The 22298-nt window shown below is 64.6% G+C and carries 25 protein-coding genes and 1 pseudogene; 6 read left to right on the forward strand and 20 right to left on the reverse strand.

All coding sequences use genetic code 11. From position 1 onward, the window contains the following. From A5697_RS19450 to A5697_RS19500, 11 genes are all read right to left on the reverse strand, one after another. On the reverse strand, window positions 1-265 hold a 265-nt coding region (locus A5697_RS19450), incomplete at its 3' end, for an NAD(P)-binding domain-containing protein (RefSeq protein ID WP_369806131.1). Next, complete coding sequence (locus tag A5697_RS19455; RefSeq protein WP_067946335.1) at window positions 258-449, reverse strand: ferredoxin; 192 nt, start codon at window positions 447-449, stop codon at window positions 258-260. The genes A5697_RS19450 and A5697_RS19455, both read right to left, overlap by 8 nt. Beyond that, window positions 446-1693, reverse strand: a complete 1248-nt coding sequence (locus A5697_RS19460; protein ID WP_082953495.1) for a cytochrome P450 — start codon at window positions 1691-1693, stop codon at window positions 446-448. Before A5697_RS19460 ends, A5697_RS19455 begins: the two co-directional genes overlap by 4 nt. Then, window positions 1665-2867, reverse strand: a complete 1203-nt coding sequence (locus A5697_RS19465; RefSeq protein ID WP_068011717.1) for an acyl-CoA dehydrogenase family protein — start codon at window positions 2865-2867, stop codon at window positions 1665-1667. Before A5697_RS19465 ends, A5697_RS19460 begins: the two co-directional genes overlap by 29 nt. Beyond that, on the reverse strand, window positions 2864-3889 hold the full coding sequence (locus A5697_RS19470; protein WP_068011718.1) for an acyl-CoA dehydrogenase family protein: 1026 nt from the start codon (window positions 3887-3889) through the stop codon (window positions 2864-2866). Before A5697_RS19470 ends, A5697_RS19465 begins: the two co-directional genes overlap by 4 nt. Before the next feature lie 11 nt (window positions 3890-3900). Continuing rightward, the gene (locus A5697_RS19475) at window positions 3901-5004 is read right to left on the reverse strand and encodes an amidohydrolase family protein (RefSeq protein WP_068011719.1); all 1104 of its coding nucleotides are present in this window, start codon (window positions 5002-5004) and stop codon (window positions 3901-3903) included. Window position 5005: 1 nt separating this feature from the next. After that, window positions 5006-6277, reverse strand: coding sequence for an amidohydrolase family protein (locus A5697_RS19480; protein ID WP_068011720.1), 1272 nt, complete (start codon window positions 6275-6277; stop codon window positions 5006-5008). Window positions 6278-6422: 145 nt separating this feature from the next. Next, window positions 6423-7112, reverse strand: coding sequence for a TetR/AcrR family transcriptional regulator (locus tag A5697_RS19485; protein WP_067784112.1), 690 nt, complete (start codon window positions 7110-7112; stop codon window positions 6423-6425). Window positions 7113-7228: 116 nt separating this feature from the next. Beyond that, the gene (locus tag A5697_RS19490; protein ID WP_067951458.1) at window positions 7229-7666 is read right to left on the reverse strand and encodes a nuclear transport factor 2 family protein; all 438 of its coding nucleotides are present in this window, start codon (window positions 7664-7666) and stop codon (window positions 7229-7231) included. Further along, window positions 7663-8886, reverse strand: coding sequence for a CaiB/BaiF CoA-transferase family protein (locus A5697_RS19495; RefSeq protein ID WP_068011721.1), 1224 nt, complete (start codon window positions 8884-8886; stop codon window positions 7663-7665). The genes A5697_RS19490 and A5697_RS19495 overlap by 4 nt, the downstream gene beginning before the upstream one ends. A 25-nt stretch (window positions 8887-8911) precedes the next feature. Next, complete coding sequence (locus tag A5697_RS19500) at window positions 8912-10507, reverse strand: GMC family oxidoreductase (RefSeq protein WP_068011722.1); 1596 nt, start codon at window positions 10505-10507, stop codon at window positions 8912-8914. Between the two features lie 821 nt (window positions 10508-11328). On the opposite strand from A5697_RS19500, the gene A5697_RS19505 reads away from it, so the two are divergent. Continuing rightward, window positions 11329-11787 (forward strand): Zn-ribbon domain-containing OB-fold protein, encoded by a 459-nt coding sequence (locus A5697_RS19505; RefSeq protein ID WP_068011723.1) that lies wholly within the window; start codon window positions 11329-11331, stop codon window positions 11785-11787. Here the strand turns inward: A5697_RS19505 and A5697_RS19510 are convergent. Genes A5697_RS19510 through A5697_RS19525 form a run of 4 tightly spaced genes read right to left on the reverse strand, consistent with a single transcriptional unit; the run spans window position 11761 to window position 14022 of the window. Then, a complete protein-coding gene (locus tag A5697_RS19510; RefSeq protein ID WP_082953499.1) occupies window positions 11761-12408 on the reverse strand; it encodes a TetR/AcrR family transcriptional regulator in 648 nt (215 codons plus the stop codon). The genes A5697_RS19505 and A5697_RS19510 overlap by 27 nt on opposite strands. 7 nt (window positions 12409-12415) lie before the next feature. Beyond that, window positions 12416-12682: a cytochrome C oxidase subunit IV family protein gene (locus tag A5697_RS19515; protein WP_068011725.1), complete on the reverse strand. Its 267-nt coding sequence runs from the start codon at window positions 12680-12682 to the stop codon at window positions 12416-12418. Between the two features lie 3 nt (window positions 12683-12685). Then, complete coding sequence (locus A5697_RS19520; RefSeq protein WP_068011735.1) at window positions 12686-13279, reverse strand: cytochrome c oxidase subunit 3; 594 nt, start codon at window positions 13277-13279, stop codon at window positions 12686-12688. An 11-nt stretch (window positions 13280-13290) separates the two neighbouring features. Next, a complete protein-coding gene (locus A5697_RS19525; protein ID WP_068011726.1) occupies window positions 13291-14022 on the reverse strand; it encodes a hypothetical protein in 732 nt (243 codons plus the stop codon). 112 nt (window positions 14023-14134) lie between these two features. Between A5697_RS19525 and A5697_RS19530 the strand changes: the two genes are divergently transcribed. Together A5697_RS19530 and A5697_RS19535 are read left to right on the forward strand one after the other, a co-directional pair. Beyond that, the gene (locus A5697_RS19530; protein ID WP_068011727.1) at window positions 14135-15007 is read left to right on the forward strand and encodes an NAD(P)-dependent oxidoreductase; all 873 of its coding nucleotides are present in this window, start codon (window positions 14135-14137) and stop codon (window positions 15005-15007) included. Window positions 15008-15167: 160 nt separating this feature from the next. Next, a complete protein-coding gene (locus A5697_RS19535; protein ID WP_068011728.1) occupies window positions 15168-15917 on the forward strand; it encodes an alpha/beta fold hydrolase in 750 nt (249 codons plus the stop codon). A gap of 333 nt (window positions 15918-16250) precedes the next feature. On the opposite strand, the gene A5697_RS19540 is transcribed toward A5697_RS19535, so the two are convergent. The 4 genes from A5697_RS19540 to A5697_RS19555 are packed head-to-tail and all read right to left on the reverse strand — an operon-like array spanning window position 16251 to window position 19666. After that, window positions 16251-16445, reverse strand: coding sequence for a ferredoxin (locus A5697_RS19540; RefSeq protein WP_068011729.1), 195 nt, complete (start codon window positions 16443-16445; stop codon window positions 16251-16253). Further along, window positions 16442-18013 (reverse strand): class I adenylate-forming enzyme family protein, encoded by a 1572-nt coding sequence (locus A5697_RS19545; RefSeq protein WP_082953501.1) that lies wholly within the window; start codon window positions 18011-18013, stop codon window positions 16442-16444. Before A5697_RS19545 ends, A5697_RS19540 begins: the two co-directional genes overlap by 4 nt. 1 nt (window position 18014) lies before the next feature. Beyond that, a complete protein-coding gene (locus tag A5697_RS19550; RefSeq protein WP_068011730.1) occupies window positions 18015-19208 on the reverse strand; it encodes a thiolase family protein in 1194 nt (397 codons plus the stop codon). After that, the gene (locus tag A5697_RS19555) at window positions 19208-19666 is read right to left on the reverse strand and encodes a MaoC family dehydratase (RefSeq protein WP_068011731.1); all 459 of its coding nucleotides are present in this window, start codon (window positions 19664-19666) and stop codon (window positions 19208-19210) included. Before A5697_RS19555 ends, A5697_RS19550 begins: the two co-directional genes overlap by 1 nt. Window positions 19667-19770: 104 nt before the next feature. Between A5697_RS19555 and A5697_RS19560 the strand changes: the two genes are divergently transcribed. Genes A5697_RS19560 through A5697_RS19570 form a run of 3 tightly spaced genes read left to right on the forward strand, consistent with a single transcriptional unit; the run spans window position 19771 to window position 21853 of the window. Beyond that, window positions 19771-20961: a thiolase family protein gene (locus A5697_RS19560; RefSeq protein ID WP_068011732.1), complete on the forward strand. Its 1191-nt coding sequence runs from the start codon at window positions 19771-19773 to the stop codon at window positions 20959-20961. A gap of 1 nt (window position 20962) precedes the next feature. After that, window positions 20963-21388, forward strand: a complete 426-nt coding sequence (locus A5697_RS19565) for a Zn-ribbon domain-containing OB-fold protein (RefSeq protein ID WP_068011733.1) — start codon at window positions 20963-20965, stop codon at window positions 21386-21388. A 3-nt stretch (window positions 21389-21391) separates the two neighbouring features. Further along, window positions 21392-21853, forward strand: a complete 462-nt coding sequence (locus A5697_RS19570; protein WP_231972117.1) for a nuclear transport factor 2 family protein — start codon at window positions 21392-21394, stop codon at window positions 21851-21853. Window positions 21854-21875: 22 nt separating this feature from the next. On the opposite strand, the pseudogene A5697_RS19575 reads toward A5697_RS19570, so the two are convergent. Next, a pseudogene (locus tag A5697_RS19575) lies at window positions 21876-22139 on the reverse strand (TetR/AcrR family transcriptional regulator); the annotation flags it as partial. Between the last annotated feature and the right edge of the window lie 159 nt (window positions 22140-22298).

A 22298-nucleotide genomic window follows, 5' to 3' on the forward strand; every position in this document is an offset into this window, starting at 1 on the left:
CGACCACACAGATCCCGACCACGTCGCTGTTGGCCCCCAGCTCGGCCCGGGTTTCCGCGAACGACGCCGCAGAACCGCGGTAGGGCTCAAGCGATTCCGCCCGGCGTGCCCACAATGTCGTGGGCACCCCGCAGGCTATGAGCCGATCTGCCATTCCCTTGCCCTGGTCCCCGAGACCGATGAATCCGGCTCGGATCTGCGGACGATCCGACGATGTCGGCGTCGCGGAGTCGGGGCGCGCGGTCGAGCCGGCCTGGTCAGTCATGAAGGGCGATGGCCTCCTCGGGACAGGACTGCACGGCGTTCGTGGCGGAGGGCTCCTCCCCTACTGGCACCTCGGCCGCCAACAGCACGCTGTGCCCCTCCTCGTCGGCGTCGAACAACGCGGGCGAGAGGCTGTAGCAGCGGCCATGCCCCTGGCAAGCTCCGCTGTCGAGTTCCAGCCTCATCCACGCACCTCCCAACTCAGTGGCAGCGGCCGCGCCAGCCGCACCGGAAGAGCTTCGTATTTCAACGACGAGCCCGGAGTGATCTCGTAATCGGGAATACGCTTGTGAAATTGGTCGAGTGCCGCCCGCAGCTCCATCCGGGCGAGATGGCTTCCCAGACAACGGTGAAAACCGCTTGCGAACGAGTAATGCGGATTGGGCCGACGGGTCAGGTCCACTTTGAGAGGATCTTTGAACTTTTCCGGATCCAGGTTGGCAGCGGCCCACAGCACCGTCACCTGCGTTCCTGCGGCCACGGTCGTATCGCCGACCTGCATGTCCACGGTTGGAGTGCGCGATGCCACCGGCACCGGGGTCTCCCAACGCATCAACTCTTCGATGGCGTCGGGCCACATTTCCGGGTTCGCCACTACCTGACGGCGCTCGTCGGGATGGCGCGCGAGCCAGGACAGGATGCAGGATAGCGACGCCGCGACGGTATCCAGGCCGGCGATCATCAGTAGGAAGCAGATGTCGAGAATGTTCTCTCGGGTCAGTGAGTGGCCGTCGACTTCGGCTGTCATGAAGCGGCCGAGGATGTCGTCCCCGGGTTCGCCGCTCGCTTCGCGTTCGTCGAGAACTTGGTTGAAGTACGCGTAGCACCGTTTGCCCGCCGCCTTGTACCTGGCCTCGCGTTGCGCGACGGTTTCCCCGTCGACGTCGCGCAGCAGATCGTCTTTGTTCTGCAGGAAGTAGTTCAGCTCGGAGAGCGGAATTCCCATGAGGCGCAGGAAAATCGTGGACGGGAGGATCGCGCAGAATTCATCGTAGATGTCAGCGTGGCCGCGTTCGATGAACTTGTCGATCAGCTCGTCGGCGAGCGTTCTTACGTCAGTCTCCAGGTGAGCGATCGCCTTCGCCGAAAAGATCGGGTCAAGCAGTTTGCGGTATTTGGTGTGCTCGGGCCGGTCGATGTCCAGCGGAATCAGCGGGCGATCGGCGCTCTGCGTATTGCCCACTGCCCCCGATCCGCGCACATCGTGGCTGCGGGTCAGAGCGTCGACGCTCTTGGCGGCGCCGACAATGTGATTGCCGTCGATCACGATTATCGGCGTCGATCCGATGCCTGCGTACACTTCCTGTGGTTCGGGGACAGTCAGCATCGCTGCGAAGTCACCCCCGAAGGCCTCGGCGGCAATGCCCTCCGTCACGGCGTCGTCGGACTGTTCGTCGTGGCTAGCCGACAGCGCTGCCGTTTCGCTCATTTTTGTTCCTTCGCGGTGTGCTACGGGGAAGTCCCAGGAATCGCTCGGCAATCACGTTTCGCGCCACGTCGGTGGATCCGCCATAGATGCCGGTCCCTGGCGCGAATCGGAATCCTGCTTCGAATGCACCGTCGCCGGCACTCCCCTCCGCCCCGCGCGGCAGAAGGGCTGTCGGACCGATGAGATCGATCAGCTCCGACGCCGTCTGCACCAGCAGGTCGGAGGACAGGATGCGAGCCGGCGGTCCCGACGCCGAACGCGTCATCTCGACCTTGACGAGCGCTTCGCCGATGCGCTCGGCCACTGCGGCGTCGTCGAGCAAGGATGTGCCTGCGGGACCCGGTTGCGTTGCGGCCCAATGAACGAACTCGGCGAGGAGCTTCTCGCACTCGGCCAGGTAGGGCCCCCCGGTGGTCGGGTCACTGCCGTCGGCGGAGATGCCGTGTTCCTGGCTCAGCGGCGCGGCGACCACGGTCCAACCCGCGTTGACGTCGCCCAGGCGCCAGCGGTCGTTGACGCGAACATCTTGCAGGTAAACGAAATTGGTACGTTCGCCGCCCAGTGTGCCGATCGGCCGGATCTCCACCCCCGCAGTGTCCAGAGGCAGAAGAAAAACGGTCAGGCCCTTGTGCATGGGCGCCGACGGGTCGGTGCGCGTGAGGAGAAAGCAGTATTGGCTGAACTGGGCACCGGTGGTGAACATCTTCTGCCCGTTGATAACCCATTCCTCGCCATCCCGCTCCGCGCGGGTGCGCACCGCGGCCAAATCCGATCCGCAGTCCGGTTCGGTGTAACCCAGGCAGATGCGAACGGTGCCGTCAGCCACCCGCGGCAGCACCTCGGCCTGGATGTCCGGCGAGCCGAACATTCGGATCGCGATGGGTGGTAGCAACGTCGTGGAGGCCAGGATGTAGGGCGCACCGCTGCGCGCCCATTCGGTGGCGACGATGCGCGCCCGCAACGCGTCCAGGCCTGCTCCACCCTCGGACGTCGGCCATTGCGTCGCGACCCATCCGCGCGCCCCCATTGCCAGGTGCAGGCCCTCGTTGAATCCGCCGCCGTGCAGGCGTTCGTCTTCCAGCACCGCCGGGGTGACGTGTTCGTCGAAGAAGGCGCGTGCCTCCTGCCAGAACGTAAGGGTGTCGTCGTCGAGGTCGATGGTTTCGAAATTCACGCGAGAGCATCCTTCAACACATGCGGCGCCCACCGGGCGACGCGTCGCAGAAGGGTCCGACGGTCGCCGACGGCCACCGCCCAGCCTTTGGCCCGGCGGTAGTAGAGCTGAACGTCGGATTCAAGGGTGAACCCGAAGCCGCCCTGGGTATGAATGGCGGTGGCCCCGGCTTGCTCGGCGGCGTCACCGGCGGCCAGCACGGCACACAGGGCCAGCGCACCAACGGATTCGGGTTCGTGGTCGCAGAACCAGGCAGCGCGCCACAGTAGCCGCCGGGCCGCGCCCACGCTGTTGGCGGCGTCGACCAATGGATGAGCGATGGCTTGAAACGCTCCGATCTGGGTGCCAAAAGCCGTGCGCTCTTTGGCGTATTGCACGCCGAGGTCCAGGGCGGCCTGGCCCAGCCCGACCAGCGCGGCCGCCGTCAAAACGTGCCATTCCCGTTCAGCTAGGTCCCACCCGTCGGCCGAACCCACCCGTGCGCCACCGGTAACCTCGCGCCAGCCCAGCGGAGCGCACGCCAGATTGGGCTGGGTCGGCGCCGGCGGGCCGGTGACCAGCGTCAGGTTGGCGCCCTGCGGCGCGAGCACGGCCTCTGCGATTGCTCCGGCGGGTGCTAGCCGACGGTCGGCGGTGCCCGGGGCGAGGGTGACAACCGCGCCACGATCGCGCATGGCGGCCAGCAGCTGCGATGACGGGTCGATGCGAGCGAGCGAGCGCGCCGCCGCCAACACCTCGGCCAGGGGTACCGGCGCCGCGCGGCGGCCGGCCTCTTCGAGCACGAGCGCCAGCTCGACCAAGCCGGCCCCGTCGCCACCGACCGCTTGCGGCAGCGCCATCTCAACGACGGCACGTTCCTGGAGCTCGTCCCACAGCGCCGCGTCGAACCCCCCCGGTTCGGCCGAGCGAACCCGTGATGTCGGGATGGTCTTTTCGAAATAGGCCCGGAAAGAATCCCGCAGTGCCGCCTGCTCCTCGCTGAGCGAGTAATCCTGGTGGCGAAGCGAGAACTCTGCGTTCATCGGACGGCCACTCAGGGGGCGTCCTTCAGGACGCTTTCGTCAAAACCGAACAGCCTGCGTGCATTTCCGCCGACGATGGCCCGCGCACTGTCGATGTCGACGCCGTCGAAGAGCCTGTCGAGGATCTTCTCCGACTCTGGGTATGTGCTCTCGGGGTGGGGATAGTCGTTGCCCCACAACAGGCATTCGGCGCCGGTATCCGCGAGGTTCGTAATCGCGACGGGATCGTCCTGAAAGGTCGAGTGGATCTGATGCCGGATGTAGTGACTGGGCAGTTCGGCAAGTTTCGGTTTGGTCCAGCCGATCTCGTCGTGCGCCTGGTAATAGTAGTCCAGCGTCTGCATTGCCCACGAGATCCAGCCGCCGTTGCACTCGACGAAGACAGCGTGCAGGTCTGGATGCCGCTCCAGGATCCCGCTGCAGCTCAACAAGGCGGCCGCGCGCGGCGCCATCGATTGCGTGGCAAGAAGATTCGCCGTGCCGCTCCCCCACCCTCGATAGAAGATCATGTCGTGTCCGCTGCCCTGATGCATGACGGCCGGCCGGCCCGTCGACGCGATGACGCCCCACAGCGGTTCCCACTCTTTGGAGTTCCACTCCGGCTTGCCGACCAACGGCAACAGCAGTCCACCCACCGACGGATCGGCAGCGACCCGCTCGACCTCGGCGATGGCCATGTCGGCGTCCCAGGTGGGGATCATCATCGCAAGTTTGATCCGGTCGTGTCCCCCGATCTGCTCGCGAATCCAATCGTTGTAGACCTGGCACACCGACTGCCCGGCAAGGGGATTGGCGATTTCCCACGCGTATAGCCCGATCGTGGGAAAGACGATTTCGGCGTTGATGCGGTCGGTCCGCATCATGTCGAGCCGCACGTCGGGCGAGGCGGCCGCCACGCGCTCGGCCTCCTTGGCCGCTGCCTCTTCTGCCGACAGTTCGTTCCAACCGATGGGGCTGCCGTTGACGACCAGGCTCCACCCGCCGGCGTCATTGGCCATAATGCGGCGCGGGGCGTGATCGCGCAGGTCCACGCTGAGGCGCTCGTACCAGAGGTCGTGCGGCTCGTCGACGTGCGCATCGGCCGAGATCTTAGGCAGATCGACGGTACTCGTCATATCAGACCTGCACCGTCTCCCGGCCGGCCGCCTCGGCACGGGCCCGGTACTCGGCCTTGCTCACCGTCGACAGGTCGACGTCGGTGGCCCTGGCGCGTAGCGCACCCACCGTCGCGTCTTTTTTCGCGGTGTGCTTGAACGGGTCGAAATCAAAGAAACGACAGCTGTTTTCGTGAGTGATCTTGTTGATTTCCTCGTCGGTCGCGCCGGCAGCCGTGAACTCGCCAAACAACTGCTCCGGGCCGTTGGGCCAGGTCGAGTCGGTGTGCGGATAGTCGCACTCCCACGCCAGATTGTCGATGCCGATCTCGTTGCGCAGCTTGACGCCGGCCGGGTCGGTGATGAAGCAAGCCAGGACCTGGTCCCGAAATATCTTGCTGGGCAAGCGCTCCGACCAGTCCTGACCGATCCAGAGTTGATTCTTGGCGTGTCGGTCGGCCCTCTCGAGGTAGTAGGGGATCCAACCGATACCGCCCTCGGAAAGGGCGATACGCAGGTCCGGGAATCTGCGCAAGGTACGGCCGAACATGAGGTCCTGCAAGGCCATCAGCGTGAGCTGGGTGGGCAGGATGATGTGATGGTCGATCGGAGCGTCAGGCGCCAGCGTGATCAGGCCGCCGCTGGCCCCGATGTGCATGCACAGCACGCTGCCCGTCTCCGACATCGCGGTCAGCATCGGGTCCCAGTGCTCGTTGTGAAAGCTGGGGAAGCCGAAGGCGTGCGGTGCCTCGAGGAAGCTGATGGCCTTGCAGCCTTTGTCGGCCAGACGCCGCACCTCGGCCGCGCACAATTCCGGATCCCACATCGGCACAATGCCGATCGGGATGAACCGGCCCGGATGCGATCCGCACCACTCGTCGACGTGCCAGTCGTTGTAGGCCTTCAGCATGATCAGCGCGAGGTCCTTGTCCGCCGCCTCGCAGAACGTCCGCGCGTTGAACCCCGCCATGGTCGGGAAGTTCATGGACGCGAGGACGCCCCCGGCGTCCATATCGCGCACCCGCAGATTGACGTCGTAGCAGGCGGGCCGAATCTCGGAGAACACGCCGGGGTTGAAGCCCCATTCCTCTTTGGGCCACGTGACCACCGCGCACATGCCGAACGGCGTCGAGGTCTCGATGCCCTGAAATACCCAGCGATCAATGCCCTCCGGGCTGCGCTCGACCTTTGGCGCCTGGTCCGCCCACTTCTGGGGGACATGGCCTTTGAACATATCCGGCGGTTCGATCACGTGGTCATCGATGCTCACCAAGATCATGTCGTCAAGATTCACCGCAAACTCTCCTCGCAGTCCGAGTCGGTGTATCCGCTATAGAAGAACACCGTTCTCATGCGAGGCTAGCCGACGCCGCAGCCCCAGGCAATGCTTGCGATACCCAGTACAGACCTTGTCCGGGTGCGCGCCTTTCGCGCCCCGGTCAGGGCCGGGTAAAGGCGGTTTCCAAGAAGGTCCAGAACTGGTCGAACGCGACGTTCTCGCCCACATAGAAGCCGAGCACGCGCGCTTGCAACATCTCCATCGTCGTGTGCAGCAAGATCGACGCGATCGTCGAATCATCTAGCGGCGGACTGCGCATACCGGCGTCACGGCACGCGGCAAGTAGCTCGGTCAGCGCTCGGTGCTGGGGCTGAAGCAAGGCCGAAAGCTCGGCCGGACGGGTTTCGCTGAGCCGCTGATGAAAGCTGACCAACGAGCGCTGCAATAGTGGCGGGGCCGGATCGGACGCCAACCACTCGGCTTGCATGAAGGCCCGAAGGCGATCCAGCGGGTCAGTGCCCGCTTCGGCGACCGCGGCCAGCTGCCGCTCGAGGCCGCCGAGCGTGGCTTCTTCGTAGATGGCCAGGAAAAGGTCGTCGGTACCGCTGAACGATTGGTAGAAAGACCGCAGTGACATGCCTGATCGTTCGACGACCTTTCGGACGGAGAGATTTTCCGCGCCTCCCTCACTGAGCAGTTCCAGCGCGATGTGCAGGAACCGGTCGCTGCGCGCCTGAGCACGTTTGCGCACATCCTCGGTCGCCCGCTCCGTCGAGCGCACCCGCCAGCGCGACTCCGGCCGTGGCGCCGACGTCAACCAGGCCGATACGTCGGTGCCTGATTTGCTCACACACCACAGCGTAGCGAGTCGGCGTTTCCATCAGCCGATAACGTTGGCCTCGGCTAACGGATACACGTAGTGCTCATGATGAGAACATGTAGAGATCTCGATGACGCACGGGGCCGTCACGTGCGTTGTTCGGCCGTCGCCGCCGGCCTGGCAAGGGTCTGCACGCGGCGATCGGTGAAGCGCCACACCCCGTCGGATCCGCGGGCCAATCTATCCAGGTAGCGCCCCGCCAGGGCGATGACCGTCGTACCTGCCTGACCGCTTCGGTCCAGCATTGCCCAACCACTCACAGCGCTCGCATGGTCGCCGTCGACGGTGATGACGGGATTGACGACAGCATGCAGGGTGCCAGGGCGGTCGGTGGGGCGCAGACCCGCCCACAGCGCCGCCAGCTCGGCGCGGCCCCGGTAGGTCCGTCCCATCGCGGCGAAGGAACAACTCTCGTCGAACAATTCGAGCAGTTCATCGGTCGCGCCGCTGTCGAGTAACGCGCAGTAGCGCTCGATCACCCCGCGGATACGCAGCTCGTCGACCAACGCGTCGGCGGCGGTCACGCGACGACGCCCTTGACCTTCAGATCGATGATGTCGTCCCAGTCCATGCCGAGGTCGTCGGTCAAAATCGCGTCCCCGTGTTCGTTGAAGTCGGGCGCGCGTCGCGTCGGTGCCGGCTCCTCGTCGAACTGGACGGGCGTGGCCACCAGCGGGTGCTTGTCACCCGAGGCGGCCTCGGCCTGCACCACATATCCGTTGGCGATGACCTGTGGGTCGGCGGTCACCTCGATAGAGTCCTGCACCGGCGCCCACTGGCCACGGAAGTCGCCGAGGCGTCGCTTCCATTCGGCAAGCGGCGCAGAGGCGAACCGCTCGGCGAGGATCGACCTCGCGACGGGGCTGTTCGCGGCGAAGCTTGCGACATCGGCGAACCGCTCGTCATCGACCAATTCGGTCAGGCCCATCACCCGACAAGTCTCGGGCCAGTAGTGAAATCCCTGCAGGCATGCCAATTGCAACCAGTGCCCGTCCGAGGTCTGGTAGGTGGCCACCAGCGGGTTGCCCACATCTGTGCCGACCGGGAACTGGCCCCACGGATGGTTCAACTCGTGCGACAACGCGATGGCGGCCCCCATCGCCCACATCCCGGTGGCGAGAAGCGACACGTCGACAACCGGCGGCTGGCCCGTGCGTTCGCGATGCAGCAGTGCCGCCGAGATGCCGCCGGCGATGGTCATCGCGCCGATCGAGTCGCCGTACGCGGGGGCCGGTTGGCCCGGAATAGACTCGAATTCAACGGGTTTGGCCCCGTAGGCTACCCCGGCGCGGCACCAGTAGCCCAGCACGTCGTATCCCCCGCGATCGGCGTCCGGGCCGCGCGAGCCGAACCCTGACCCACGGACGTAAACGATGTTGGGATTGGCGGCCCGGATGTCGTCGACGTCGATGCGCAGCTTGGAACGCACCGCGGGCAGCTTGTTGGTCAGGAAGACGTCGCAGGTCGCCGCCAACTTGTAGAGGATGCCGACGCCTTCGGGCGTGCTCAAATCCAAACCGATGCTTCGCTTTCCGCGATTGGAATGTTGAAGCAGCGGATGCCACGCACCACCGTCGAGGCCTAGGTTGCCGGTTGACATGATGCCTCGCATCGCGTCGCCGCGCTCGGCGGGTTCCACCTTGATCACGTCCGCGCCCCAGTCGGACAGGATCGCCGAAGCCGCGGGAACGAAGGTGTGCTCGGCGACCTCGAGGACGCGGATCCCTTGCATCACAGCGGTCATGGCAACTGTCCTAACTGTCGATCGGTCATCGGTCCTCGAGGATTATTTCGGCGGCCCGCCAGGCCATCGCCATGATGGGGCCGTTGAGATTGCCCGCCACCATCGTCGGCAGGATGGACACGTCGACGACGCGCAGCCCCGGCACCCCACGCACACGCAGGCGGGCGTCCAACGGGTCGGATTCCGCCGGCCCCATCGCGCACGCCCCGGACGCGTGATACCCGGCGCCGCCGTAGAGCAGTCCTGCCCGCAGGATGCTGTCGTCGTCGTCGACCGCGGGCCCGGGTTCGATCTCCGAAAAGATCATGTCGGCGACGGGATGCTGCTCGACGATCTCCCGCATGCGCCGGAACATTGCCACCGATACCCTTTTGTCGTAATCGGTTTCGAGGTATGCGACCTCGACGCGCGGCGGCTGACCGGGATCGGCCGATCGAATCCGCACCGACCCCTGACTGGTCGGCCGCAGAACGAAGCCCAGGAGGGATAGGCCCGCCCGGCTTTCGATGCCCCCGTCCACGGGCCCGACACCCAACGAGAAGGGTGTCATGAGCACTTGGGCGTCGGGCCGTTCGCTCGCCGGGTCGGCGCGGATGAAAGTGAGCATGTCGTAGGCGGCGGTGCCGATCGGCCCCTTGCGGGTGGTCAGATAGCGCAGCCCCGCGCGCGCCTGCCCAACGGGGGTGGACAGAAACCGGTTGTAGCCCTTGTTCTCTTTGAGCCGCATCTGCAGCGGTATGCACCGGTGCTCGCGCAATCCTTCGCCGATTCGCGGGCTGTCCACCCTGACGTCGACGCCGGCCGCGGTCAATACTTCTTTCGGCCCAATCCCCGACAGTTGCAACAGCTTCGGAGTTGCCAAACTCCCGCACGAGATGATCACCTCGCGGGAGGCTCGAAGCTCCTGCTTGCCCTTGGCCGAACTCACCTCCACACCCACGGCGCGATCGGATTCGAAGACGATTCGTTGGGCGATCGCGCCGGTCAGCACCGTGAGGTTGGGTCGCTTCATAGCGGGGTGCAGAAAAGCCCTCGCGGAGTTGACTCGTTTACCCTTCCGCATCGTGGCCGCGGTGTACCCCGTGCGCTCCTCGTCGGAGGCGTTGATGTCCTCGACCCGCTTGATGCCCAGAGTGGTCGCGGCATCCATCAGCGCCTCGGAGACCTCGTCGTGGGTGTTGATAACGCTTACACCGAGGGGGCCGCCGGCGCCGCGGACCGCGGAGGGGCCCAGACTGTGATCCTCGATAGTCCGGAAGACGCGCAGCATCTGGTCCCAGCCCCAGCCGGGATTGCCGCGGGCGACGATATCGTCGTAGTCGGCCGCCTGCCCCCTGTTGTAGACCAGCCCATTGATCGAACTCGACCCGCCGAGTAGCTTGCCCCTGACCCAATGCTCCTGCTGTCGGTGCGGCCCAAACGGTTCCACGTCGTATTCCCACACGTAGCGCGGGTTTTTCATCAAAAACGCGAAGCCCTTGGGCATTGACACCAACGGGTTGCGGTCGGTGCCGCCAGCCTCGAGGAGCAAGACTTTGTTGCCGGGGTCCACACTGAGCCGATCAGCCAATACGCACCCCGCAGACCCGCCACCCACCACGACGTAGTCGAACTCGCTCACCGTCAGCCCTTCCGATTCGGCGTACTCGCTGCACGAGAACAGTGTTCTCAGCAGAGTAGCCTCGGCGGTTCAGCGACGGAAGTACCTCAGCGAATCCCTAGCGTCCGGGCGGTGCTGCGCGCCTGATGATTGAGATGATGGCGAACAATGGATCGCATCAGCGACAACGAGTTTCGCTGACTCCTCGGTCGGCGGAATGATCACCGTGCTTGGAACGGGTCCCTATCGCCGGGCATACAGGGCATCACCTCGGGCGGGAAGCCGATCACCGGCCGAATGGGCATGCCTCCCGTCAGGCCGCAGTACTGTACACGGCAACCTTTACGCTGTACAAGTAGTCAGCCGGACTGCAGGGCCCGCGGCCGAGTGGAGGGAAGTCCAGATGTCCGGCGGCGATGCACCGAACGCGCGCCACCACTTTCGAGTAAGACGGAACTCGGGTTCCGAGCGGGGTGAACCTGTACAGCATGAACGCCCTGCCCGCGAGCCGAGCCTCGCAGTCCTCATGCCGGCTATCCAGCCGACACCGGCTCCCCCGCGCCAAGAGACAACGCCACAAATCCGGCTATGCACATAGCTTTTGATCGGTGCAGTCCACCGCACGGCCGCGCAGCCAACGACCGGCGAATTTGGCCTCATCTCCAAACGCTGCACATGGATTTCGGGAGACCGACGTGCCCGCCCCACCCGGATGTACATATCTGAGCGATATGCGGGTTGGAACTCACTGGCAGATCTCATGATCGCTTGCTATCGGTTACACGGCCTCGGAACGACACCACGCAGTCCCTCAAACCAATATATAGTTTACTGTTTAAACCATGTCGATCGATTCCACCTACAGCCGGCCCGATTTCCGGCTCGCCCCCAGTCCTTCGACTGAGTCGCATGCCTTCTGGACCGGCGGGGCACGCGGTCAGCTGATGATCTACCGCTGCCGAGCGTGCGGACATTTCTTTCACCCACCGGGCCCGGCGTGTTGGCGCTGCCGCAGCACCGACGTTGGCCCAGAACCGGTGTCCGGACGAGCCACCGTGGCCGCGTACACCGTGAACCGCCAACCCTGGATTCCCGGTTTGGATCCGCCGTACATCGTCGCCATGGTGGAACTCGAGGACGAGCCCGATGTCCGCCTCATCACCAACGTCGTCGACGTATCGCGCGACGACATCCACGTCGGCCTGCCGGTCGAGGTCTTCTTCGAGGATTGGACCGAACCCACCGGCGATCCGGACAGCCATGTTTGGCTGCCGCTATTCCGGCCGGCGCGGTCGACCTGACACGTGCAACCCTGCCGAGATGATGAAGGACAATTCATCGATGATCTCTTCTGCGCTCGGCACCTCTTTATCGGAGGGATAGGTGTTTCGCAGAAAGGTCGCCGCAACACCGACGAACAACATCAGTAGCCGCAGCTGCAAGGCCGGCGAAGACGTCCGCAGACCCTGCGCCGAAAGATACTGTTCCATCGGTGTCACGATCGGGTCCAGAGTCGCGCTGATCCGGGCTCGCACATGATCGAGTTCGTCACCCGACGACTCATCGGCGAACACGTGCACCATCGCACGCGCGATCGACTGATTGCTCGACATGAACTCGTAGAACCCCGCGGTGAACCGACGAACCAATCGGTCATGGTCCATTGCCGTCAAGGTGGGGTCGTCGAGCCACCGCTGATGCAACCCGCCAACAGCATCCAGCAGAGGTGTCACCACCGCGTCGAAGAACAACTTTTCCTTATTGTCGAAGTATCGGAAGATCAGATCGTGCGAAACCCCCGCGCGCGAAGCGATTTCGCGTGTCGTCGCGCCGTATCCTCGCTCTGCGAATACCTCTCGGGCGGCCGCCTGGATCAATCCGGGCGCGCTCCCACGGCGGGCACGTTGACCTTGACCAGCCATCGCCCGCTCAGAGCCAGAGGTACATACCGGCGAGAACCATCCACAAGATGATGCAATACGCCTCGAAAGGTGCCCGTAGCAAGAGCGGCGCGTTGCGCAATTCCATGAAGTCGAGCCCGACAAACCGGACCTTGACCACCGCCAGCCCCAGCACGACCACGCCGACTGTCGAACCGACTCCGTGGTCCGCGCCCAGCGCCCACGACAACATCGTCACCATGACAAGCACCAGCCATACGAGGGTGGAGCGCGCGCGCAGCAATGCGAAGGTCATCGGTCAACTCACCAGATACAGCAACGCGAACAGGATTATCCACAATAGGTCGACGAGGTGCCAGAAGCAGGCTCCGCCCTCGACGACGGCCATCCGCGTCGCGCTGAGGCTGCTGCGGCGCGCCTGCGTCAGCAGCAGGATGAGCACGCCCGCGCCGATCAGCACGTGGAAGAGGTGCAGGCCGGTCAGGATGAAGAAGTAGAGGTAGAAGTTGTTCTCGGTCGGGACATGCCCGGCGGTGACCTTGGCCGTGTATTCGACGCACTTGAGCCCGATGAAAATGAGACCGCAGACCAGTGCCCCGGCGAGCATCAATTGCGCGGCTCCGCGCTGCGACTGCCGGATTGCGCGAACAGCGGTCACCACGAGCAGCGAGCTGGTCAGCAGGACCAGCGTGTTCGTCAGGCCGATGCCGATGCTGAGCGTGTGCCGCGACGTGTCGAACAGCTCGGGCGCCTGCGCGCGCTGGTACATGAACGTCGCAAAGAAGACCCCGAAGACCACCATGTCGCCGAACAGGAAGATCCATACGCCGGGTTCGCCGGGCACATGCGTGGTCGGCCGGACGCTGGAGTGCTCGCCGACGGTCGTCCGCATGGATGTCAGAATCACGCCGCGGGTTCCCATTCCCGGTTCGCCGCGCGCTCTTCCCGTTCGGAGGCTTCGACGTCGACGGCTTTGGTGAGCATGATCGCGGTCACGACCATCCAGATGCAGAACACGGTCAGGGGAATCCAGAAAGCGAACATGCCGTTCCACGCCAGCGGCCCCGTCTTGAACAGGTAGATGGCGCATCCCGGAACGCCGAGCACGGCGTACCAGATGTTGAAGTAGCCGAACCACCGCGGGAAGCTCGGCACCCGGCGTCGGTCGATGAACACGCAGAACGCCAGGATGACCACCTGGGTGATCAACGGGCCGACCATCCCGACGAAGATGAACCAGAACATGTCGTTGAGCGCCTGTGTCACATCGGGATTGCGCTCGGGGCGGTACGCGGCCGCCACGGCGAACAGCGCGCACAGTGAGAAGCCGAACGGGAAGGTCACGCTCAGCAATAGCTGAGTCAACGACATGACGCCCCAATAACCTTCGATCCGGCGTACCTGGCGCGACAGCAACGCGAAGAACGGCGCGAAGAGCCAGGCGAACAGGATCATCAGGGCAAGACCGATGCGGATGCGTAGTTCGTTGTCGCTGTAGATCCGTGCCGTCTGCTCGGCGGTGAGAGCTGGGCTCATCGGAGGGATGAGCCCCGCGATGAACCAGAACATCACGAGGAAACCGCCCAGCATGGCCACTCCGAGCCATGCCGAGGCCTTTTCAATTGTTACGTGCATGGCTGCTCCTTGCCGAGGCTGCGTCGAGGTGACGTTATCGGCCGTTTACACAGTTAGTCAATCATTGGTCGACTAAGCTGTGAGCGGTCGCCCGCACCGAGAGGAGTGCACAGTGTCCAACACCGTCGGCTTCATTGGAGCGGGTCAGTTGGGTGAGCCCATGGTGCTGCGCCTGCTTCAGGCCGGCGTGCCCGTCACGACGTATGCGAGGCGGCCCGAGGTACGCGATCGCCTGGAAGCACGCGGCGCTCGACTTGTCGGTTCGGTGGCCGAACTCGCCGCTGGCGCCGACATTCTGATCTCGTGCTTGTTCTCCGACGCACAACTTATGGAGATCGGATCGGGGCCCGAAGGCTTCATCGCCAACGCCAAGCGCGGCGGCATCTTCGTCTCCCACACCACCGGCACGCTGACGACGCTCAAGTCCTTGCGTGACCATCCATCCGCGCCGGCGATCCTCGATGCGCCGGTGAGCGGCACCGCCGACGACATCGCCGCCGGCACCCTTACCGTACTCATCGGCGGACCGACCGGAGCGGTGCAAACGGTGTCGCCGATATTAGCGGCCTACGCGAACCCGATCGTCCCCACCGGGGAACTGGGTAGCGCCTTGGCGCTGAAACTCATCAACAACCTGCTCTTTGCAGCGAACGCCCAGTCGGTCGCCGCCGCAACAGAATTGGGCGCGTCGATGGGCGTCGCCCCCGATGCCCTGCTGGCCGCACTCGAGGTATGCAGCGCGGGAAGTCGCGTCGCCGCACACATGCAGCAGGTCGGCGGCATGAAACCGTTCACCGAGCTCGCGGGATCTTTCCTTCGCAAGGACGTCGCTGCGTGCCTGGAGGCAGCCGCGCAGGCGGGTGCCGATCTGGGTCTGCTCGGCAAAGTTGTCGCTAAGGGTCCCCTGCCACTCAACCCCGTTGGACAAAATGACACAGAAGACAGGAGGCGCGTCGATGATCCGTCTGGAGAGCCTATTGGGTAGCGAGCACCGCATCACCGCTTCGATGCTTGCCGGCAGGAATCTCTCGCCGAGCCCGCGTCAGCGACGCGGAGTGGCCTGCCTCCACATCCGCAATGACTCCGCGTACCAATCCGACTCCCGCGCCAATAAGCGCGCTTCGCGGTTCCGCTGAGGACTTCGGATGCCGCTCCCCGATCTCGTTCTCGTCCATGGCGGCGAGCATGCGGGCGACTGCTGGGATCTGACCGTCGCGGAGTTGCGCCGCCAGGAACCAGAACTCCGCATCCTCGCGGTCGACCTTCCCGGTCACGGCTCGAAACCGGGTGACCTGGCGGCGGCCACCATCGGCGCCTGGGTGGACTCCGTGGTCGCCGATATCGATGATGCGGGTTTCGGCGAGACGGTGATCGTGGGCCACTCGATGGCGGGGGTGACCGTGCCCGGGGTGGTGGCCCGGCTGGGGTCGTCGCGCGTCCGTGAGATGGTTTTGGCGGCGGCGTTCGTGCCTCGTCAGGGGGAAGCGATCGTGGACACGCTCGACGGTCCGCTGGCGTGGTTCGCTCGGCGCGGCGCCGCGAGAGGAAAGCCACTGAAAGTCCCGGCTTTCGCTGCGCGCTACGCGTTCTGCAATGGCATGACAAGAGAGCAGCGCGAGTTCGCGATGTCGCGGCTGTACCCCGAGGCGGTGGCGATCGTAATTGAACCGGTGGACCGCCGTGACCTGCCGGCGGGCATACCGCGCACCTGGATTCTCACCACACGCGACCGCGCGCTGTCCGTAGCGTCCCAACGCCGCAGTATCGACGCGCTCGGCGGGGTACAGATCACAGTCGAGGTCGGCACGTGCCATGACCTGATGATCAGTCACCCGATTCGTTCAGCGCACATCCTTCTCGACCGGTGCCGCCAGTACGAGAAATTGGTCAGGTGATCGGGCCGTCGTGCTTCAGCTCGGGCAGGCCGGCATCGCCGATACCCATATCGCAAAGCGCCTCGTCGGTGCGCACTCGGTGATCATCGGCACCTAGTGAGATCCGCTGGCGCACATTCGGATTGCGGTGGATTGGCCTGCGGTACCCCGCCGGTGAACGGATTGCGGGGCCGGTGGCTGTGACCGCACGCCTTCGGCGGCAGACAGGCCTACGGCATGGCGAGGTTGACTTCGAACGCATCGCCCACACCCTCACCACGCGAAGGACACATCGATGATCGACGCCGGTCGATGTTGTCGCCGTATGATCCCCCGGCATCAACGAAAAAGGCGTTAGCCCTCTTCGAGCACAAGTGCCATTTCGGGACAGGCCGCGACGCCGTCGCGCATCTTGCGCTCGTCTTCGGGCTTGACTTCGTGTTCTTCCACTGTGCTGTAACCGGAGTCGTCGATCGGAAACAACTCCGGATCCACGGCATAGCACTGCGCGTGCCCCACACACCGGGACTGCTCGAGGCGGACTTTCATACGGGCTCCTCACTTCTGTGGCGTAGTTCGACATCGGCTCTGAGCCGCTTCTTGTCGATTTTTCCGCTCGCCAGGGTCGGCAGTTCGTCGACGATCACCAGCCGTCTTGGGATCTTGTAACCGGCCAGCTTGCCGCGGACGCGGTCTTGTACCGTTTCCAACGTGACGGATGCTCGCGGCTTTAGGGTGACGACCGCACAGACTGTTTCGCCCCACTTGTCGTGGGGCGTTCCGATGACCGCGCAGGCTGCGATGCCCTCGACCCGGCTTACCGCATCCTCCACCTCGGGTGAGTAGACGTTTTCGCCGCCGGTGATGATCACGTCCTTCTTGCGATCGACCAGATAGAGCAGCCCACGCTCGTCGAATGAGCCAATGTCACCGGTGTGGCACCAACCGTCACGCAAGGTGGCCAGCGTCGCTGCATGATCGTCCCAGTAGCCGCGAAAACACGAGTTCGATTGCACAGCAATCTCGCCCGGCTCACCGACCGGCAGGTCAGCGCCGTCGTCCCCGACGATTCGGACCCGAAAGCCCGGAAACGGAAACCCAACGGATCGCAGGACGTCCGATCCGTCGACCGTGTGCAGTTCGCGGGGCAGTCCGGAGACGATCACCTCGGTCTGCCCGTACAGGTTCAGATAGCCGGCTGATGGAATCATCGCCAACGCCCGCTCGAGGACGCCTATGGGCATCGGCGCGGCAGAGTAGACGATCGTCTTCAGCGATTCGATATCCCGAGCGTCGGTCACCGCGTCCAGCAGCGCTCCCAGCATCACCGGCGCCAGATGCAGGAGTGTGATGCGCTCCTCGCAGACAAGACGAACCGCGTCTACCGGATCAAAATGATGCTGCAACACCACCGTTCCACCACGGGCATGCAATCCGGCGATGATCGCCATGGCACCGACGTGGAACATCGGCATGTTGATCAATCCGCGATCGCCTGAACCCGTCCGCATCTCGGCGTTCATGGTGAACGCGACGCGTCGCTGCTCTCGTTGGCCAAGGATGCAACATTTCGCTGCACCGGTGGTGCCGCTGGTGAAGATCAGATAGGCGATGTCGTCGGGTCGTGCACGCAGCACTGGTTCGCCGCGGGCGCCTCTGGCGACAAACTCTTCGAAATTGACCATCCCGTCGGGGCAGGCTCCGCCGATGCATACCAGCACCGGCCGGGCCTGCAGTTCATGCGCGAGGTCAGAGACCATCGGCGCGAACTCGTCCGCGACGAAGACTATCGATGGCCGCACGCGCGCCAGCGCGTCGCGCACCTCATCACGCAACAACCGAAAGTTGACCGTCGCCATGATGATTCCGCTCAGCTGACAAGCGGCCATCACCTCGCCGAACTCGACACTGTTGCGGCTCAGTATCGCGATGCGGTCCTGGCGTCGCGCACCGGCCGACGCCATGGCGGAGATCAGTTGCACGGCCCGCTCGCGCAGCGCCGCATGGGAAATTTCGCGATCACCGTGACGGTACGCAATCACGTCGGGGAAGCGTCGGGCATTGCCGGTGACGATGTCGGCCAACGTCATCGACGCTTCGTCCGGTTCGGACACCATGTTACCGGCTGCTGAGCAGCATCGAGCCGGCGACGGGACCGCCACCCACCCCCACGACAACCACTTCGGGTGTCCTTGGCGCCTGCCGGTCGCCGGCCTCGCCCCACATCTGCACGCAGGCCTCATGCAGGAAACCCATGCCGTGCAGTCGCCCACCCGACAACTGCCCGCCGCTGGTGTTGATGGGTAGTTCCCCGTCGAGTGCGATGCGCTCGCCGCCCTCAATGAAGTCACCCACCTTGCCCTTCTCGCAGAGACCCAGAGCTTCCAGCCACATGACAGTCAGGAAGGAAAAGCCGTCGTAGACCTGGGCCATGTCGACGTCGTCGGGCGTCAATGTGGTGTTCTGCCAAAGCGTTTCGGATGAATCGTGAGCAGCCATTGTGGTGAGATCAGAACGCTGATCCCAGGTCGCACGCTCGAACATGCCGGGCCCGACGGACTCCACCGTCAACGGGTGGCGAGGCAGTCCCTTCGCGGCGTCGCTGCGCGAGATGATTACGGCCGTGGCTCCGTCGCAGGGAACGTCGCAGTCGTAAAGACAAAGCGGCTCGGAGATCATTCGCGCACCGAGGTAGTCGTCCATCGTCATCGGCTCACGGTAGACGGCCTCGGGGTTCAGTCCGGCGTTGCGGCGGGCGTTGATCGCGATTGCACCGAGTTGTTCTCGGGTCATGCCGTAGTCATGCATGTACCGCTGCGTGGGCATGGCCAGCCAGTTCGCCGCGGACAACGCGCCGAACGGCGCGACCCACTCGAGGTGGGGAGGCAGCTTGCCGCCTCCGAACAACACCGACGCCCGGCCACCGCCGCTCTGCTGGGCTGCAGTGGATTCCCACACAGACCTGAACACGACGACGTGGTTCGCCAGTCCCATTGTGACCGCCATGCATGCCTCGATCGCCGGGCCGACCTGACCGGCCGTCTCCAGCGACGACACATACCAGCGAGACCGAAGCCCGAGTGCGTTGCGCACGTCTTGGACACCGGCGCCCGAAAATCCGGGATCGGGCACTCCGGGCCCGGGGTAGCTGGCGATACCGTCGATGTCGTCGACGTCCAGTCCGGCGTCGGCGATCGCACGCAGCACCGCCTCCAGCGTCAGGTCGAGCCCGGTCCGGCCCAACCTACGGCCGACCTGCGACTTACCCGCACCGGTTATGACCGCCTTGCCGTCGAATGGACCATCGCGCATCAGAACACGTACCTGGCGATCAACTCCGCGACGGCGGCGGGCTTCTGCGACCCGTCGATCTCGACGGTGTGCCGGACGGTGAGGTTGACGGTGTCGTCACCCGCTCTCACCGCGTCGGCGAGTTCCGAGCGCACCCGCACCCGACTGCCCGCCGTCACCGGCGCCAGGAACCGGACCTTGTTCAGCCCGTAGTTGATGCCCATCCTGGCGTTCTCCACGCGGTAATTGTCCTTGCTCAGGCCAGGAATGAGCGACAGGGTCAGAAAGCCGTGCGCGATGGTCGCGCCGTAGGGACTTTCGGTTTTCGCCCGCTCGACATCGACGTGGATCCACTGGTGGTCCACGGTCACGTCGGCGAACTGGTCGATACGCGACTGATCCACGTCGAACCACCGGCTGACCCCGAGTTCGGCGCCAATTGCCGCGACCGCCTCGTCTACCGACCCGATTGTCTTCATCCCACTCCCGTCAGACCGCTAATACAGATATCTATTTAACGGTATACTCTGGGCGCGAACCAGGGCGCCAATCGGCTGCCCGTCCGACAACCTTCGGGAGACACATGACGTCAACGACGTCGCGGGCCGCCATCGTGGCCGCCGCCCGTACACCAATCGGCACTGCCCGCAAAGGGACGCTGGCCCACGTGCCCGCCACCGACTTGGCCAAACCGGTCGTGGCCGCGGTTATCGAACGATCAGGACTTGACGCAGCCGATTTCGACGACCTCGTGCTAGCCGAGAGCCTGCAGGGCGGCGGGGACAGCGCCCGCTACGTCGCCGTCGACCTGGGACTGACCGGCATTCCCGGGATGGCGGTCAACCGGCAATGCGCATCGAGCCTTACCGCGGTCGCGGTGGCCGCAGGCCAGATTGCGGCGGGGATGAGTCGAACGATCCTGGCCGGCGGGATGGAGTCGTGTTCGACGACACCGCTGCTGCGGAAGCGCAAGCCGTTCACCGCGGGCAAGTCGCCGGATGACTACGAGGACCCGTGGTTCCCGCTGTCACACCCGTCGACCGCGGACGCGCCCGCCCTCGACATGTCCATCACGGTGGCACATAACTGCGCGGTCCAATACGGCCTCTCGCGCAGGGACCAAGACGAGTGGGCGGTGCGCAGCCACCAGCGCGCGGTGAAGGCCATCGACGCCGGCTCCTTCGTCGACGAGATCGTGCCGCTGCAGGTCCCGCAGGCCGACGGATCGACGGTCACCTTCGCCGAGGACGAACACCCGCGCCGCGACACCACCCTCGAGACGCTGGGCGGACTGAAGGTGCTGCATCCCGAGATCGAGGGGTTCACCGTGACCGCAGGAAATTCGTCGGGGATCAACGACGCCGCGGCGGTGGTCGCCCTAACCAGGCCTGACACCGACCAGGAGGTCTTGGCCAATGTCCTGTCGTGGAGTTCGGTCGGTGTGCCGCCGAATCGCACTGGGAGCGGACCTATCTCGGCCATCCCGAAAGCGCTGGAGTTGGCGGGCCGCAAAGTCGAGGACGTGGCGCTGTTCGAGATCAACGAGGCGTTCGCCGCCCAGGCGGTGGCATGCGCGCGCCAACTTGGCCTCAACGAGGAGATCGTCAACGTTTACGGATCCGGTATCAGCCTGGGTCATCCGATCGCCGCGACGGGCGCGCGGATGGTGACGTCGGCGATCTACGAACTGCGTCGACGCGGCGGAGGCATCGGTGTGCTGTCGATGTGCGCGGGTGGCGGAATGGGATCCGCAATGGCTATCGAGGTGGCATGACATGACTCAACTCATCGCAGACAATCTTTTTCGGGTCGAGGGCGAACGTGCCGTCCTCCTGGGATCGCGACGGCGGTCGACGGGCGTGGTGAAGTTCCCGGCGGAGCGGCCCGAACTGTTCGACGGCAACCCTGAAGTTCAGGCGGACATCGAGCCGATCGAGTTACCAACGGAGGGAACGCTTTTCACTTTCACGACGCAGGAGTTCGCCCCACCGCTGCCGTATAGGGGCCACCGCTCGCCGGACGCGTTCCGGCCGTACATAGTCGGGTTCATCCAGCTCGGGGAGCGCGTTCTTGTCGAGTCACTGATCATCGGTGCGCCTGCATCGAAACTGCGCATCGGTCAGCAGATGGTGAGCTCGACGACCACCTTGGAGACGGAAGCCGGCGAATCGTTGCTCACGTACGCGTTTCACCCGGCGTAGGACATGGCGATCGGGGAGACCATGGACGAGCTCGAATTGCGTCTACGCGTCGGCGTGCGCGATCTGCTGGCGAAGTACCAGTTCCTCGCCGACAGCGGCAAGACGGGCGAGCTTGCGCAGTTGTTCGTGCCCGATGCGACTTTCAGGACCGACACCGAGGAACTCGTCGGTCGCGACCAGATCCTCGACTTCTTCGTGCGCACCGGAAACGCCTTCGTGTCGGCAGACCTGCTGCCCGCGCGGCATCACCTCAGCTCGGTCTTCGTAACACCGGGCGATGACGGCACGGCCACCACGTACGCCTGCTTCCAACTCATCGGCGTACATGGGCTCGACCACTGGGGAACCTACCGGGACACAGTGATCCACACGACGGACGGTTGGCGATTCGTCAACCGCAAAGCGAACGTGGAGGGCCACATCGCCGGTTCTCCGACGGTCAGCCTCCTCGGGCTCCAAGGATGAGCTGGTCATCCGCCATTAGACGCTAGGTCGTCTTGGCGCCGGCCATCGCGGCAACCGAATCTGCAAGCACCGCAATCATTTCAGTTCGGTCCACCGCAACCGACTGGGTCTGAACCGCGTACCACGCGCGGTCCAGCATGCCCATTGCGGCGACCCCGATCACCTCCGGCGAATGCGGGCCATCGGCGCAGATCGCCTGCCCCAGTTTCCACGCTGCCCGCGTCATCATGTGGTTACGCGAGCGGCGGAACTCCTCATCGTCGGGAGCCGTGTGTGCCGCGGCGATGCAGTCACCGGATCCTGATGCCGTGCGCCGTTGGGTCGGTGAGTATTTCGACTACATGGACCGCCACGGCGCGTTCGTCACTGCCGCGGCACACACGGCTCCCGACGATGAGGAGTTCCGCCGCTCGCGTAACCACATGATGACGCGGGCAGCGTGGAA

The organism is Mycobacterium sp. E3251, assembly GCF_001666835.1.
GTDB lineage: Bacteria > Actinomycetota > Actinomycetes > Mycobacteriales > Mycobacteriaceae > Mycobacterium.